Origin of the sequence: Pseudomonas sp. NFX224 (assembly GCF_048565165.1) — a bacterium.
In the GTDB taxonomy this organism is placed as follows: Bacteria; Pseudomonadota; Gammaproteobacteria; order Pseudomonadales; family Pseudomonadaceae; genus Aquipseudomonas.
Map to the genome: position 1 here is coordinate 1428618 of NZ_CP183416.1, position 14152 is coordinate 1442769.

Genomic DNA, 14152 nt, shown 5'->3' on the forward strand with positions numbered 1-14152 from the left:
GCGGAGCCGCGGCACAGGAGTTCCCCATGCTCTTACAACGCATTTTTGCTTCGGTGCTGTTGCTGGTCTGTCTTGGCCTTGCACTGATGGCATGGCCGTATCAAGCGGCTTTTTCCTACGAACCGGTGGGGCCTCGTGCCTTTCCATTGCTGATGCTCGGCCTGATGGCTTCGGCCCTTTTGTACATGGTGTTTCGTCCCGCGCCGATCAAGCACAACGCTGACGAGCCGCCACTGGACCGCGAAACCCTGACCAAGATCGGCATCTGCGTCGCACTGCTGCTGGTGTTCGCCGGCACGTTCGAACCCCTGGGTTTCATCGTCGCCAGCATCATCACCGGTGTTCCGATGGCACGCCTGTATGGCGGCCGTTGGCTGCCGAGCATCGTGATCATCAGCCTGATGGCTGTCGGTCTGTACTTGCTGTTCGACCGTTTGATGGACGTACCGCTGCCCCTCGGCCTGCTCGACGTTCTGGAGAACTGATATGGATACTCTTGGCTATTTGGGTCAGGGCTTCGGCGTCGCGCTCAGCCCGTACAACCTGGTGACCGCCCTCTGCGGCACCCTGATCGGCACCGTCGTCGGCCTGCTGCCGGGCCTGGGCCCGATCAACGGCGTGGCGTTGCTGATCCCGATCGCATTCGCCCTCGGCCTGCCACCGGAGTCGGCACTGATCCTGCTGGCGGCGGTGTACCTGGGTTGCGAATACGGCGGCCGGATCAGTTCGATCCTGCTGAACATTCCGGGCGAAGCGTCCACCGTGATGACCACTCTCGACGGTTACCCGATGGCCCGCAAAGGCATGGCCGGTGTCGCGCTGTCTTTGTCGGCGTGGAGCTCGTTCATCGGCGCGTTTATCGCCACCTGCGGCATGGTGCTGTTCGCCCCGCTGCTGGCGAAATGGGCGATTGCCTTCGGTCCGGCGGAATATTTCGTGCTGATGGTGTTTGCGATCGTGTGCCTGGGCGGCATGGCAGGCGATCGACCGTTGAAGACCTTTATCGCGGCGCTGATCGGCCTGTTCCTGTCGACCGTCGGCATCGATGCCAACAGCGGCGTCTATCGCTTCACTGGCGATAACATTCACCTGACTGACGGCATCCAGTTCGTCGTGTTGGTACTGGGCCTGTTCTCCATCAGTGAAATCCTTCTGCTGCTGGAAAAAACCCACCACGGCCAGGAAGCCGTGAAAGCCACCGGCCGGATGATGTTCAACGTCAAGGAAGCGGCCTCGGTGTTCGCCGTGAACGTTCGTTGCGGCGTACTGGGTTTCATCATGGGCGTGTTGCCGGGTGCTGGCGCGACGCTGGCCAGTGCCGTGGCCTACATGACCGAGAAGCGCATCGCCGGTGCCAGTGGCACGTTCGGTGAAGGCGACAAACGTGGCCTCGCCGCACCCGAAACCGCCATCGGTGGCGCGGCCTGCGGTGCGCTGGTGCCGATGCTGACCCTCGGTGTTCCAGGTTCGGGCACCACGGCGGTGATGATCGGCGCACTGTCGCTGTACAACATCACCCCGGGTCCGCTGCTGTTCCAGCAGCAACCCGATATTGTCTGGGGCCTGATCGCCTCGTTGTTCATCGCCAACGTCATGCTGGTGATCCTCAACATCCCGATGATCCGCATCTTCACCCGTATTCTTGCCGTGCCGAACTGGGCACTGGTGCCGGTGATCGCGATCATTACCGGGATCGGCGTCTACGCGGTGCATGCCACCACGTTCGACCTGTTCCTGATGATCGGTATCGGTATCTTCGGCTACATCCTGCGCAAGCTGGACTTCCCGCTGTCGCCGCTGTTGCTGGGTTTCATCCTCGGAGGTTTGATGGAGCAGAACCTGCGCCGTGCCCTGTCGATTTCCAACGGTACGCTGGAAATCCTCTGGTCGAGCCCGATCACCTTCGGTTGCTGGGTCTTGACGGCAATCATGCTGCTGATGCCGCTGATCCGCATCTGGCGCAAACGTTCGGCCGCGCAACGCGCTATCGCCGATGTCTGATCGGGTCTCCTTCAAAAACTGGTGGGGAACCCCGCTGGTCGGCCTGCTGGGCGGTTACCTCGCCAGCCAGGTCGGCTGGCCTTTGCCGTGGATGGTCGGCTCGTTGCTGGCGATCATCCTCGTGCGCTGCCTGACACCGTGGCAACTCGCGGAAATCCCTGGCGGCCGCAAGTGCGGCCAGTGGATCGTCGGCATCGGCATTGGCCTGCACTTCACCCCGGTGGTGATGGATCAGGTGCTGAGTCATTTCGGCTTGATCTTCTTCGGCGCGTTGGTCACCAGCCTGTCGGCCATCGTCGGCGTGTGGTTGATGCGGTGTACCGGGGAAGATCGCGCCACGGCGTTCTTCTCCAGCATGCCCGGCGGTTCAGGAGAGATGGTCAACCTCGGCGCCCGCAATGGCGCGGTGCTCAGCCGCGTTGCGGCGGGGCAGAGTTTGCGGGTGTTGGTGGTAGTTTTGTGTGTACCGGCAGCGTTCAAGTATCTGTTGGGCGACGGTGCACCGATTTCCCACGCCGGCAGCATCGATTGGCGCTGGCTGGCAATTCTGTTTCCGGCTGGCGCATTGGCTGCCTGGATCTGGGAACGCCTGCGTCAACCCAACCCTTGGCTGTTCGGACCCTTGCTGGTCAGCGCGGCGGTGAGTATCGGTTGGGATCTGCACATCGGTTTGCCCAACGGCGGCAGCCAGATTGGCCAGTGGCTGATCGGCAGCGGGCTGGGCTGTCACTTCAACCGACAGTTTTTCCGTCGCGCGCCTTCGTTCATGGGTCGGACCTTGATTGGCACGGCGCTGACCATGTTGATCGCGACCGCTGCGGCATTGGGCTTGAGTGCGCTGACCCATCTGGACCTGCGTTCGCTGACCTTGGGCATGATGCCCGGCGGGATCGCCGAGATGAGCCTGACGGCGGAGACACTGCAACTGTCGGTGCCCCTGGTGACAGCGATGCAGGTGATGCGGCTGTTGTTTGTGCTGTTTCTGGCGGAGCCGTTGTTCAAGTATTGGAACCGCGATACAGAGTAAGAGCGAGTTGAATTCATCGCCAGCAGGCTGGCTCCCACATTGGTTTTGCGGTGTTTATAAAACCTGTGGGAGCCAGCCTGCTACGGGCGGCACGCCGACGATGCTTTTCAAACCGGCGGCAAGCGCCACTCGATCGGCGTCTCGCCATTCTGTTCCAGAAACTTGTTGGTCCGACTGAAGTGCCCGCAACCAAGAAAGCCGCGATAGGCCGACAGTGGCGACGGGTGCACCGACGTCAGCACCAAGTGTTTGGTGGCGTCGATCAGTTTCTGCTTGCTCTGCGCATGGGCGCCCCACAGCATGAACACCAGATGCGGCTGCTGCTGGCTGACCACTTCAATGATCCGGTCAGTGAAAAACTGCCAACCCTTGTCCTTGTGCGCATTGGCGTTTGCGCGCTCGACGGTCATGGTGGTGTTGAGCATCAGCACGCCCTGCTCGGCCCAGCTCTGCAGGTAACCGTGGTTGGGGATGTCGATGTTCAGGTCACGCTTCAACTCTTTGTAGATGTTCACCAGCGACGGCGGCGCCGGTACGCCCGGCTGCACCGAGAAGCACAAGCCATGGGCCTGGCCCGGGCCGTGGTACGGATCCTGGCCGAGAATGACGACTTTTACCTTTTCCAGCGGCGTGGAATTGAGTGCGTTGAAGATCATCGGGCCCGGTGGATAGATCTCCTTGCCGGCCGCCCGTTCCTGTTGCAGAAAGTTTCGCAACTCTGTCATGTAGGGCTGGTCGAATTCGGCACGCAGGGCCTCCTTCCAGCTCGGTTCGAGTTTGATACGGTCGTCAGCAGTCATGGTTACATCCGGCAAAAACAATGGGGCGAACCCTAGGAAAGCGCATCACGCTTGTCAATTGATCTGACACAGATCCGGCACTTTCCTACACAGCGATCATACTTAACCCTCAATTTCCCGATCGAGGTCACGATGAATCTGCACTTCGAAGAACTCACCGGCACCGACGGCGCCCGCCTCGGCGTCGCTACCCTGGACGCCGAAAAATCGCTGAACGCGCTGTCCTTGCCCATGATCAACGCCTTGCACGACCGACTGGATGCCTGGGCCAAAGAGCCGCAAGTCGTTTGCGTGCTGCTGCGCGGCAGCGGTGCCAAAGCCTTTTGCGCGGGTGGTGAAGTGCGCAGCCTGGTTGAGGCTTGCCGCGCCCACCCCGGCAAAGTGCCGCCCCTGGCCGCACATTTCTTTTCCGCTGAATATCGCCTGGACTTCAGCCTGCACACTTACCCCAAACCGTTGATCTGTTGGGGCCATGGTTATGTGCTCGGCGGTGGCATGGGCCTGCTGCAAGGGGCAAACATCCGCATCGTCACGCCGAGCAGTCGACTGGCCATGCCAGAGATCACCATCGGCCTGTACCCGGACGTCGGCGCCAGTTGGTTCCTGTCGCGATTGCCCGGCAAGCTCGGATTATTCCTCGGCCTGACCGGTGCCCATATGAACGCACGTGATGCGATCGATCTGGACCTGGCCGACCGCTTCTTGCTCGACGAGCAGCAAGAAACGCTGATTGAAGGCCTGCTGCAATTGAATTGGCAGGAGCAGACACCGATGCAGCTCAACAGCTTGCTCAAGGCCTTGCAGCAAGAAGCCGTCGCAAAAATGCCCGAGCCTCAGTGGCTGCCACGCCGCCAGCGCATCGATGATCTATTGGATGTCAGTGATGTGCGTTGCGCGTGGAAGGCCATCAGCCCTTTGCGCGATGATACCGACCTGCTGCTCAGTCGCGCCGCCCGAACCATGAGCGAAGGCTCGCCGCTGACCGCTCACCTGGTCTGGGAACAGATCGCCCGCGCCCGGCTCCTTTCGCTGGCCGAGGTTTTTCAGATGGAATACACGCTGAGCCTCAATTGCTGTCGTCATCCGGAATTCAGCGAAGGCGTGCGTGCGCGGTTGATCGACAAGGATCAGAAGCCGCATTGGCACTGGCCGGACATCAATCATGTGCCGGATGCGGTGGTGGAGGCGCATTTCCACAAGGTGTGGGAGGGTCGACATCCGTTGGCGGATTTATCGGAGTACTGAATTCCGGGCATAAAAAAGCGGCGCTTGATGCGCCGCTTTTTTGTGGATGGTTAACGGTGACTGCCCCGACCGTCGTGATCGCCGCGTCCGTTATGGTCGCCTCGTCCGCCATGATTGTTGTTGCGCCCACCTCGATAGTCATTGTTCCAGCCGCCACGGTTGCGGCCGTCCCAGCCTTGATTCTGATGCGCCCGGTAGTCGGGGCGCGATGGGTAGTAACGCGGTGCCGGTTGGTAATAGCGCGGCGCCGGTTGATAGACCCGCGGCGGGTGGTAATAGCGCGGCGTTGGTTGGTAATAGCGCGCAGGCGGTGCGTAGTAACGCGCGGGTGGTGAGTAATAACCGCCATTGGAATAGTAGGAATTACCGCCCGCGTAATAGGCCGGCGCTGGTGAGGTGTAAACCTCGGAACTGTAGTAACTGACTCCTCCGTCGGAATAAGGCACGCATCCACCAAGGGACAATCCCAAAACAGCAATCAGTAGAATTTGTCGATACATTGGCGGCCTCCTGGACCGCGGGTGAGCCACACCAGCGACGCTGGCAGGCGACAGTCAATTATTCGGTGACTGTCGAAAGATCAGACATCGAATTCGGAATCTGGTGCGTTTCCGCAACAAGTTGAAACATCTCGCCGATGAAAGGTTTTTCATCTATTCACACGCTGATTAATGGTGTCCGTGGTGATATCCACCACCGTAATGACGAGGCGCGATCGCCGCGACCTTCGGATCAGTGGCCGATCACGTAACATCTCAGTGCGCGATGCACCATCTCAATGCAATCCGACGCTAGCCCTCGCCCGTCAAATCGTGCCCCCCCCCCCGCGCTAGACGCATTCACCGAACTTGGCACGCCTCTCGCTTAAGCAACCCCGTGCAGGAGTCATCACAGGTTCGCGGCACCACAATTTGCAATGGCTGACTAGGGTTCCGGCTCGCAATCGCGAGTGACTGGTCCGAGAGTTGGCGACCTCCAGTTGAGGTTACACGGCGGGACAAAAGCCCGGGAGACAAGCCACCGTTCGCGGTGCCGCGTTGACTCCTGCCGCCCTTGATCAACTGGAGAACCATCATGTCCCAGCTTCGTTTACCCGCCCTGCTCGCCGCCGCTTTCGCCGCCCTTGTGAGCGTCTCGTCCCACGCTGCACCGAAAGACCACTTCAGCGTCTGCTGGACGATCTATGCCGGCTGGATGCCTTGGGAATACGCCGGCAGCCAAGGCATCGTCGACAAGTGGGCGAAGAAGTACGGCATCAAGATCGATGTTGTGCAGCTCAACGATTACGTCGAATCGATCAACCAATACACCGCCGGCCAGTTCGACGGCTGCACCATGACCAACATGGATGCGCTGACCATTCCGGCCGCTGGCGGCGTCGACAGCACCGCGCTGATCGTCAGTGATTTCTCCAACGGCAACGACGGCATCGTGCTCAAGGGCGAAGGCAAGAAAGTCGCCGACCTCAAGGGCATGGACGTCAATCTGGTCGAACTCTCGGTCTCTCACTACCTGCTGGCCCGGGCCCTGGATTCGGTGGACCTCACCGAGAAAGACCTGAAAGTGGTCAACACCTCCGACGCCGATATCTCGGCCGCCTTCAATACCGATCAAGTCAACGCCGTCACCACCTGGAACCCGATGCTCTCGGACATCAGGGCCAAGCCAGCGGTGACCGAAGTCTTCAACTCCAGCCAGATCCCCGGCGAAATCATGGACATGATGGTGGTCAACAGCGCCACCCTCAAAGACAACCCGGCCCTGGGCAAAGCGCTGACCGGCGCGTGGTTCGAAGTGGTCGAGTTGATGAATGCGAAAAACGCCGCCAGCAAAGCCGCACTCGAACACATGGCCAAAGCCTCGGGCACTGACCTTGCGGGTTTCCAGGCACAACTGGACACCACCAAGCTGTTCGCCACGCCGAAAGAAGCCCTGGCGTTTTCCACCAGCAAACAACTGCCGGAAACCATGCGCAAGGTCGCCGAGTTCTCCTTCCAGCACGGTTTGCTGGGTGAAGGCGCCAAGGACACCAGCGCGGTCGGCATGGCCTTCGCCAACGGCGTGACCAGCGGCGACACGGGCAACCTCAAGCTGCGCTTCGATCCGAGTTACGTGCAAATGGCCGCCGACGCCAAGTTGTAAAAAGAGGACTTGGCCATGCGCCTGATCAATCGCCACCCGGATCGCCCGAGTCGCCTGTTGCTGGTGATCCTGCCGTTCGCCCTGGTGCTGTTCGCCTACTTCATGGGCTCGGCGGAGCGACTGGCGGACAACCCCAACGACAAGCTGTTGCCCAGCGCCGTACAAATGACTGACGCGGTAAAACGCCTGGCGTTTGTAGCCGACGGCCGCACCGGTGAATACCTGCTATGGCAAGACACCGCCTCCAGCCTGCGACGCCTGGCCATCGGCCTCGGTATCAGTGCGCTGGTCGGGTTGTGCCTGGGTATGGCCGCCGGCACCTTGCCGCTGTTCGGCGCGCCGTTGTCGCCATTGCTGACCGTGCTGTCGATGGTGCCGCCGCTGGCGATCCTGCCGATTCTGTTCATCGTGTTCGGGCTGGGCGAGTTGTCGAAAGTGATGCTGATCGTGATCGGCATCACCCCGGCACTGGCCCGGGATCTGGAACAGCGCGCCCGGGAAATCCCCGTGGAATTGCTGATCAAGGCCCAGACCCTCGGCGCTTCCACTTGGACTTTGATGCTGCGGGTCGTGCTGCCGCAATTGCTGCCACGGCTGTTGATCTCGCTGCGCCTGATGCTCGGTTCGGCGTGGTTGTTCTTGATTGCCGCCGAGGCCATCGCCTCCACCGACGGTCTGGGCTATCGGATTTTCCTGGTGCGCCGCTACCTGGCGATGGACGTGATCCTGCCGTACGTGGTGTGGATCACCCTGCTCGCCTGGCTGATGGATTGGTGCCTCAAGCGCCTGACCCAGCGTGCTTTCCCTTGGTACGAAGGAGCGCGAGCATGAGCTTCATCACAGTGAAAAACGTCTGGCAGCAATACGCCGACCAAGTGGTGCTCGAAGGCCTGAACCTGACCATCAACGAGGGAGAGTTCTGCACACTGGTGGGCGCGTCCGGTTGCGGCAAATCGACCTTCCTGCGCCTGCTGCTCGGCCAGGAGCAAGCCAGTCGCGGCGAGATCCTGCTCGACGGTCAGCCGCTGGCCGGTGAGCCGGATGCCAGCCGTGGCGTGGTGTTCCAGCGCTACTCGGTGTTCCCGCATCTGAGCGTACTGGACAACGTCGCCCTCGGCCTCGAACTGCCGCGCTCGCCGTTGCTCGGTCGCTTGTTCGGTAACGCGAAAAAAGACGCTCGCGAGCAGGCCTCGGTGCTGCTGCACAAAGTCGGTCTGGGGCATTCGCTGGACAAGTACCCGGCGCAGCTTTCCGGCGGCATGCAACAACGGTTGGCCATCGCCCAGGCGCTGATCATGAAGCCGCGCGTATTGCTGCTCGACGAACCGTTCGGCGCCCTCGATCCGGGTATCCGCAAAGACATGCACGACTTGCTGCTGGAGCTGTGGCGCGAGACGCAACTGACGGTGTTCATGGTCACCCATGACCTGTCCGAAGGTTTCAGCCTCGGCACACGCCTGCTTGTGTTCGACAAGGTCCGCGTCGACCCGCACGCCCCCGGCGCCTATGGCGCGCGCATCACCTACGACATCCCTTTGAACAGCGACCGCCGCGCCACCCGTGCCGCCGTCGACGCCCTGCCGGTGCAACTGGCGGGCACGCTTCGTATCGCTTAGAGGAATTTTGAAAATGACTGATTCGACTCAACTGTTCCCACCCTTCGCCGAAGAAATGCTCCCCGGTGGCGGCCATCGTTCGTTCGTATTGAAGCGCGGCCAATTGCTGCGCCTGATCGACATTCGCGGCGGGGCCAACGTCAGCCTGACGCTGCTCAACGCCAATGAAAAAACCGAACGCCTGAGCCTGCCCGACAGCCTCAAATGCCAACACACCGCCAAGCTCACCACCGGCCATTGCCTGTACTCGGACATGGGCCGCGTACTGGCGGCGATCACCGCTGACACCTGCGGCTGGAGCGACAGCCTCGGCGGCGTGCTTTGCGCTGAAGAAGTCGCCGAAAAATACGGTGCGGGCCGCTATCAGGAACTGCGCAACGGCTTCTTCCGCAATGGCACCGACAACCTGCTGGTGGAACTGGGCAAGTGGGGTTTGGGCCTGTCGGACTTGCTGATGACCCTCAACCTGTTCAGCCGCGTCAACGTCGATGACGCCGGGCGTTTCCACTTCGTCGAGGGCAACTCCAAGGCTGGCGATTACATCGAGCTATACGCACCGATGGACACGCTGGTGGTGCTCACCGCCCTGCAGCATCCGATGGACCCGTCGCCGGCGTACGCACCGAAACCACTGAAGCTCAGCTGGATGAACGCCGACGCCAGCGTCGCCGAACACTGCCGCACCTCGCGCCCGGAAAACGAGCGCGGCTTCATCAACACCGACCGTCTGTTCGCCTGAGGATCGCTGCCATGTCACTCGCTATCGCCACCGCTCCACAGTCGCCTGAAACCGCCATCTACCGCGCCACCATTCCCGCCGGCGAACCCTGGCTGATGGAAGTCAAGGCCGGGCAAACCCTGCGTATCCTCGACCTCGAAGGCAACCAGGCGGTCGACACGTTGTTCTACAGCGTCGCCAACCCCAAGGAGCGCTACGACGTACAGCGCACTTTGCGTCGGCAAAACAGCGTGTACCTGAGCACCGGCAGCGTGCTGTATTCCAATCTTGGCAAACCGATGCTGACCATCGTCGCCGACACTTGCGGGCGTCACGACACCCTCGGTGGCGCTTGCGCGCAAGAGAGCAACACCGTGCGCTACGCCCTGGAAAAACGCTACATGCACAGCTGCCGCGACAACTACCTGCGCGCCTGCGTCCACGATGGCCGATTGGGCAAGGGCGACATCGGGCCGAACATCAATTTCTTCATGAACGTGCCGGTCACGGCTGATGGTGGACTGACCTTTGCGGACGGGATTTCCGCTCCGGGCAAATACGTCGACCTGCGCGCCGAAATGGACGTGATCGTGCTGATTTCCAACTGCCCGCAACTGAACAACCCATGCAATGCCTACAACCCGACCCCTGCGGAGCTGCTGGTATGGAACTGAAATTCAGTCGTTTACGCCGCTGGTTGTTTGCGTTGTGTCAGGCCCGTTCCGGGCAGTGCATCAAGAAATAGGAACACCGAATAACCCTGTAGGAGCGAGCCTGCTCGCGATAGCGTTGTGTCAGTCAACATCCACATCAAATGTGCCGACGTCATCGCGAGCAGGCTCGCTCCCACAGGGGATCGGCTGTGTTCTGAAATGAACTGATTTTTCACCGGGGACGGCCCCGGTGCATCAAAAAAACTGCGGGACGGCCCGCATCCCCATCAGGGGCTATGCCATGTTCGAAAAAGTCCTGATTGCCAACCGAGGCGCCATCGCCTGCCGCATCCTGCGTACCCTGCGTGAACTGGAAGCCCAGGGCGTTGCCGTCTATTCCGAAGCCGATGCCGCCAGCCTGCATATCCTGCACGCCGACGAAGCCCACAGCCTCGGTGAAGGCGCAGCCGCCGGCACTTACCTGGCGGTCGATAAAATCCTCGGCATCGCTAAATCCACGGGCGCCACGGCGATCCATCCCGGCTACGGCTTTCTCTCGGAAAACGCCGCGTTCGCCGAAGCCTGCGAAGCCGTCGACATCGCCTTCATCGGCCCGACGCCCGAACAGTTGCGCGTGTTCGGCCTCAAGCACACCGCCCGCGCTTTGGCCAAGCAACACGGCGTGCCGATGCTCGAAGGCACCGAACTGCTCGACAGCCTCGACGCAGCCCTGATCGCCGGTGAACAAGTCGGCTACCCGGTGATGCTCAAAAGCACCGCCGGCGGTGGCGGCATCGGCATGCGTGTGTGCCGCAGTGCAGCGCAGTTGAGCGAATCCTTCGAAGCGGTCAAACGCCTGGGTCAGAACAACTTCAGCGACGCCGGGGTGTTCATCGAGAAATACATCCAGCGCGCCCGGCATCTGGAAGTCCAGGTGTTCGGCGACGGTCTCGGTGAAGTGATCGCCCTCGGCGTGCGCGACTGCTCGGTGCAGCGCCGTAATCAGAAAGTCCTCGAAGAAACCCCGGCGCCGAACCTGCCCGCCGGCATGGCCGAAGAACTGTGCGCGGCGGCGATCAAACTGGCTAAAGCGGTGAACTATCGCAGCGCCGGCACCGTGGAATTCGTCTTCGACAGCGAAGCCCAGCGCTTTTACTTTCTGGAAGTGAACACGCGGTTGCAGGTGGAGCACGGCGTCACCGAACAGGTGTGGGGCGTTGATCTGGTGCGCTGGATGGTGCAACTGGCAGCCGGTGATCTGCCGCCGCTGAGTGAACTGATCAATGGGTTGAAAGCGGACGGTCATGCGATTCAGGCGCGGCTGTATGCGGAAGATCCGGGCCGGGATTTTCAACCGAGCCCGGGCTTGCTCACTGCCGTGAATTTTCCGCCAGCCAATGGCATTCAACTGCGTATCGACACGTGGGTCGAGGCCGGGTGTGAGATCCCGCCGTACTTCGACCCGATGATCGCCAAGGTCATCAGTTGGGCGCCGACTCGCGAACAGGCCCGCGCCGATTTGCATCAGGCCCTCGGCGACAGTCAGCTGTATGGTGTGGAAACCAACCGTGATTATCTGCGGCAGATTCTGCTCGATGTGCCCTTCGCCAGCGGCCACCCATGGACCCGATGCCTGGAGGGTCTGGTGTATCAGGCCGATACCTTTGAGGTGATCAGCGCCGGCACGCAGACCAGCGTGCAGGATTATCCCGGTCGCCTCGGCTATTGGGCCGTTGGCGTGCCGCCGTCGGGTCCGATGGACAGTCGTGCACTGCGTCTGGGCAACCGTTTACTGGGCAACGACGAAGGCGCGGCGGCACTGGAAGTCACCATGAGCGGGCCGTTGTTGCGCTTCAATTGCGACGCTGTGGTAGCGGTGACCGGGGCGGTGATTCCGTTGGCGTTGAACGGCGACAGTGTACCGATGAACACGACGCTGCTGGTTCCAGCGGGCGCAACATTGAGCCTTGGCACCATCGCCGGTTCCGGTGCGCGCAGTTACCTGTGTCTGCGCGGCGGCCTGCAAGTGCCGGACTATCTGGGCAGTAAAAGTACCTTCACCCTCGGTCAGTTTGGCGGCCATGGCGGTCGCGCCTTGCGGGCGGGTGACGTGTTGCATGTACCGGCGCTGAGCGAGCGCAGCGCCGGTCAGCAACTGGCTGAAGAACAAGTCACCGCATTGCCCGCCGTGCGGCAGATTCGTGTGATCTACGGCCCCCACGGTGCCCCGGAATACTTCACCGAAAACTACATCGGCACCTTCTTTGCCACACAGTGGGAAGTGCATTTCAACTCCAGCCGCACCGGCATTCGCCTGATCGGGCCGAAGCCGGAGTGGGTGCGTGCCGACGGTGGTGAAGCCGGTCTGCATCCGTCGAATATTCATGACAATCCGTATGCAATCGGCGCGGTGGATTTCACCGGCGACATGCCAGTAATCCTCGGCCCCGATGGTCCGAGCCTTGGGGGGTTTGTGTGCCCGGTGACGGTGATCGAGGCGGATCTTTGGCAGTTGGGGCAACTGAAGGCTGGGGACAAGGTGCAGTTCTCCCCCGTCGATATCAAAACCGCCCGCGACCTCACCCTGAAATGGAATCAGTGTGGGAGCCGGCCTGCCGGCGATGAGGTCCGACCCGACACCGCATCCACTTCATCGCTGGCAGGCCAGCTCCCACAGGGGCTTGTGTCGCCTGTTGTGTTGGATATCGGTCAGGACGATACGCGTCTGGTCGCGAGGCTTTCTGGTGACACCCACTTGCTGCTGGAAATCGGCGCCCCCGAACTGGACCTCGTCCTGCGCTTTCGCGCCCACGCCCTGATGCAAGCCCTGGAAAGCAAAGACCTGCACGGCGTGATCGACCTCACACCCGGCATCCGTTCACTGCAAATCCACTACCAACCCGAGCAACTGCCATTGGCCGATCTGCTCGGCATCGTCGCCGGGGAATGGGATGCCGTGTGCGCCGCCAAGGACCTGCAAGTGCCATCGCGCATCGTGCATTTGCCGTTGTCCTGGGACGACCCGGCGTGCCAGTTGGCCATCGAGAAATACATGACCACCGTGCGCAAGGATGCGCCGTGGTGCCCGAGCAATCTGGAGTTCATCCGCCGCATCAACGACCTGCCGAACCTCGATGAAGTGCAACGCACGGTATTCGATGCAAGCTATCTGGTGATGGGTCTGGGCGACGTCTACCTCGGGGCGCCGGTCGCCACCCCGCTCGACCCGCGCCATCGACTGGTGACCACCAAGTACAACCCGGCCCGCACCTGGACCGCAGAAAACTCGGTGGGCATCGGTGGTGCCTACATGTGCGTGTACGGCATGGAAGGCCCCGGCGGTTATCAGTTCGTCGGGCGCACGTTGCAGATGTGGAACCGCTACCGCGACGTCGCCGCGTTCGATGGCAAACCCTGGCTGCTGCGCTTCTTCGACCAGATCCGTTTCTATCCGGTCAGCGCTGATGAACTGCTGCGTATTCGCCGGGATTTCCCCCTCGGGCGCTTCGACCTGAACATCGAACACAGTCAGTTGAACCTGGCGGATTACCAGGCATTCCTGTCGCAGGAAGCCGAGACCATCGGGGCGTTTCGAGAGCAGCAGCAAGCTGCGTTCAACGCCGAGCGCGAGCGCTGGATCACCAGCGGTCAGGCGCACTTCGACAGTGAAGAGCTGGCCCCTGAAGCGACCGAAGACGCACCGCTGAGCAGCGGCCAACAGAGCGTCGACAGCCACATCGCCGGCAACCTCTGGCAGGTTCAGGTGGACGTCGGCAGCCGGGTCGAGGCCGGTCATGTACTGGTGATTCTGGAGTCGATGAAGATGGAAATCCCCGTGCTCGCGCCGATGGCCGGTGTGGTCCGCGAGATTCACGTGCAACCCGGTTCGGCCGTGCGCGCCGGACAGCGCGTCGTGGTGCTGGAACTCGACTGAACCCATTTTGAAAAGG

At 61.4% G+C, this 14152-nt stretch carries 12 protein-coding genes and 1 riboswitch; of the genes, 10 read left to right on the forward strand and 2 right to left on the reverse strand.

What is annotated here, in order from left to right; genetic code table 11:
- Nucleotides 1-26: 26 nt before the first annotated feature.
- The 3 genes from ACNYC6_RS06360 to ACNYC6_RS06370 are packed head-to-tail and all read left to right on the forward strand — an operon-like array spanning nt 27 to nt 3028.
- A complete protein-coding gene (locus tag ACNYC6_RS06360) occupies nt 27-485 on the forward strand; it encodes a tripartite tricarboxylate transporter TctB family protein (protein ID WP_419711570.1) in 459 nt (152 codons plus the stop codon).
- Between the two features lies 1 nt (nt 486).
- Entirely contained in the window at nt 487-2001 is a 1515-nt protein-coding gene (locus ACNYC6_RS06365; RefSeq protein WP_419711571.1) for a tripartite tricarboxylate transporter permease, read from the forward strand.
- On the forward strand, nt 1994-3028 hold the full coding sequence (locus ACNYC6_RS06370) for an AbrB family transcriptional regulator (protein WP_419711572.1): 1035 nt from the start codon (nt 1994-1996) through the stop codon (nt 3026-3028). The genes ACNYC6_RS06365 and ACNYC6_RS06370 overlap by 8 nt, the downstream gene beginning before the upstream one ends.
- A gap of 107 nt (nt 3029-3135) precedes the next feature.
- Here the strand turns inward: ACNYC6_RS06370 and ung are convergent, their stop codons facing one another.
- Complete coding sequence (gene ung, locus ACNYC6_RS06375; protein ID WP_419711573.1) at nt 3136-3828, reverse strand: uracil-DNA glycosylase; 693 nt, start codon at nt 3826-3828, stop codon at nt 3136-3138.
- A gap of 132 nt (nt 3829-3960) precedes the next feature.
- Between ung and ACNYC6_RS06380 the strand changes: the two genes are divergently transcribed.
- A complete protein-coding gene (locus ACNYC6_RS06380; protein ID WP_419711574.1) occupies nt 3961-5073 on the forward strand; it encodes an enoyl-CoA hydratase/isomerase family protein in 1113 nt (370 codons plus the stop codon).
- A 50-nt stretch (nt 5074-5123) separates the two neighbouring features.
- Here the strand turns inward: ACNYC6_RS06380 and ACNYC6_RS06385 are convergent, their stop codons facing one another.
- Nucleotides 5124-5573: a hypothetical protein gene (locus tag ACNYC6_RS06385; RefSeq protein WP_419711575.1), complete on the reverse strand. Its 450-nt coding sequence runs from the start codon at nt 5571-5573 to the stop codon at nt 5124-5126.
- A 413-nt stretch (nt 5574-5986) separates the two neighbouring features.
- A riboswitch (guanidine-I (ykkC/yxkD leader) is annotated at nt 5987-6087 on the forward strand.
- Between the two features lie 60 nt (nt 6088-6147).
- Here ACNYC6_RS06385 and ACNYC6_RS06390 point away from each other — a divergent pair.
- From ACNYC6_RS06390 to uca, 6 genes are all read left to right on the forward strand, one after another.
- Nucleotides 6148-7215 carry a putative urea ABC transporter substrate-binding protein gene (locus tag ACNYC6_RS06390; RefSeq protein WP_419711576.1) on the forward strand — a complete coding sequence of 356 codons (1068 nt, stop codon included), beginning with the start codon at nt 6148-6150 and terminating at the stop codon, nt 7213-7215.
- Nucleotides 7216-7230: 15 nt separating this feature from the next.
- Nucleotides 7231-8046, forward strand: a complete 816-nt coding sequence (locus ACNYC6_RS06395) for an ABC transporter permease (RefSeq protein WP_419711577.1) — start codon at nt 7231-7233, stop codon at nt 8044-8046.
- Complete coding sequence (locus ACNYC6_RS06400) at nt 8043-8831, forward strand: ABC transporter ATP-binding protein (RefSeq protein ID WP_419711578.1); 789 nt, start codon at nt 8043-8045, stop codon at nt 8829-8831. The genes ACNYC6_RS06395 and ACNYC6_RS06400 overlap by 4 nt, the downstream gene beginning before the upstream one ends.
- A gap of 13 nt (nt 8832-8844) precedes the next feature.
- Entirely contained in the window at nt 8845-9570 is a 726-nt protein-coding gene (locus tag ACNYC6_RS06405) for an urea amidolyase associated protein UAAP1 (protein WP_419711579.1), read from the forward strand.
- Between the two features lie 11 nt (nt 9571-9581).
- Nucleotides 9582-10223, forward strand: a complete 642-nt coding sequence (locus tag ACNYC6_RS06410; protein ID WP_419711580.1) for an urea amidolyase associated protein UAAP2 — start codon at nt 9582-9584, stop codon at nt 10221-10223.
- 280 nt (nt 10224-10503) lie between these two features.
- On the forward strand, nt 10504-14136 hold the full coding sequence (uca, locus tag ACNYC6_RS06415) for an urea carboxylase (protein WP_419711581.1): 3633 nt from the start codon (nt 10504-10506) through the stop codon (nt 14134-14136).
- Nucleotides 14137-14152 lie beyond the last annotated feature (16 nt).

Coding starts and splice junctions, on each gene's coding strand:
- ACNYC6_RS06360 (WP_419711570.1), top strand. CDS start 27: ATGCTCTTACAACGCATTTTTGCTTCGGTGCTGTTGCTGGTCTGTCTT.
- ACNYC6_RS06365 (WP_419711571.1), top strand. CDS start 487: ATGGATACTCTTGGCTATTTGGGTCAGGGCTTCGGCGTCGCGCTCAGC.
- ACNYC6_RS06370 (WP_419711572.1), top strand. CDS start 1,994: ATGTCTGATCGGGTCTCCTTCAAAAACTGGTGGGGAACCCCGCTGGTC.
- ung (WP_419711573.1), bottom strand. CDS start 3,828: ATGACTGCTGACGACCGTATCAAACTCGAACCGAGCTGGAAGGAGGCC.
- ACNYC6_RS06380 (WP_419711574.1), top strand. CDS start 3,961: ATGAATCTGCACTTCGAAGAACTCACCGGCACCGACGGCGCCCGCCTC.
- ACNYC6_RS06385 (WP_419711575.1), bottom strand. CDS start 5,573: ATGTATCGACAAATTCTACTGATTGCTGTTTTGGGATTGTCCCTTGGT.
- ACNYC6_RS06390 (WP_419711576.1), top strand. CDS start 6,148: ATGTCCCAGCTTCGTTTACCCGCCCTGCTCGCCGCCGCTTTCGCCGCC.
- ACNYC6_RS06395 (WP_419711577.1), top strand. CDS start 7,231: ATGCGCCTGATCAATCGCCACCCGGATCGCCCGAGTCGCCTGTTGCTG.
- ACNYC6_RS06400 (WP_419711578.1), top strand. CDS start 8,043: ATGAGCTTCATCACAGTGAAAAACGTCTGGCAGCAATACGCCGACCAA.
- ACNYC6_RS06405 (WP_419711579.1), top strand. CDS start 8,845: ATGACTGATTCGACTCAACTGTTCCCACCCTTCGCCGAAGAAATGCTC.
- ACNYC6_RS06410 (WP_419711580.1), top strand. CDS start 9,582: ATGTCACTCGCTATCGCCACCGCTCCACAGTCGCCTGAAACCGCCATC.
- uca (WP_419711581.1), top strand. CDS start 10,504: ATGTTCGAAAAAGTCCTGATTGCCAACCGAGGCGCCATCGCCTGCCGC.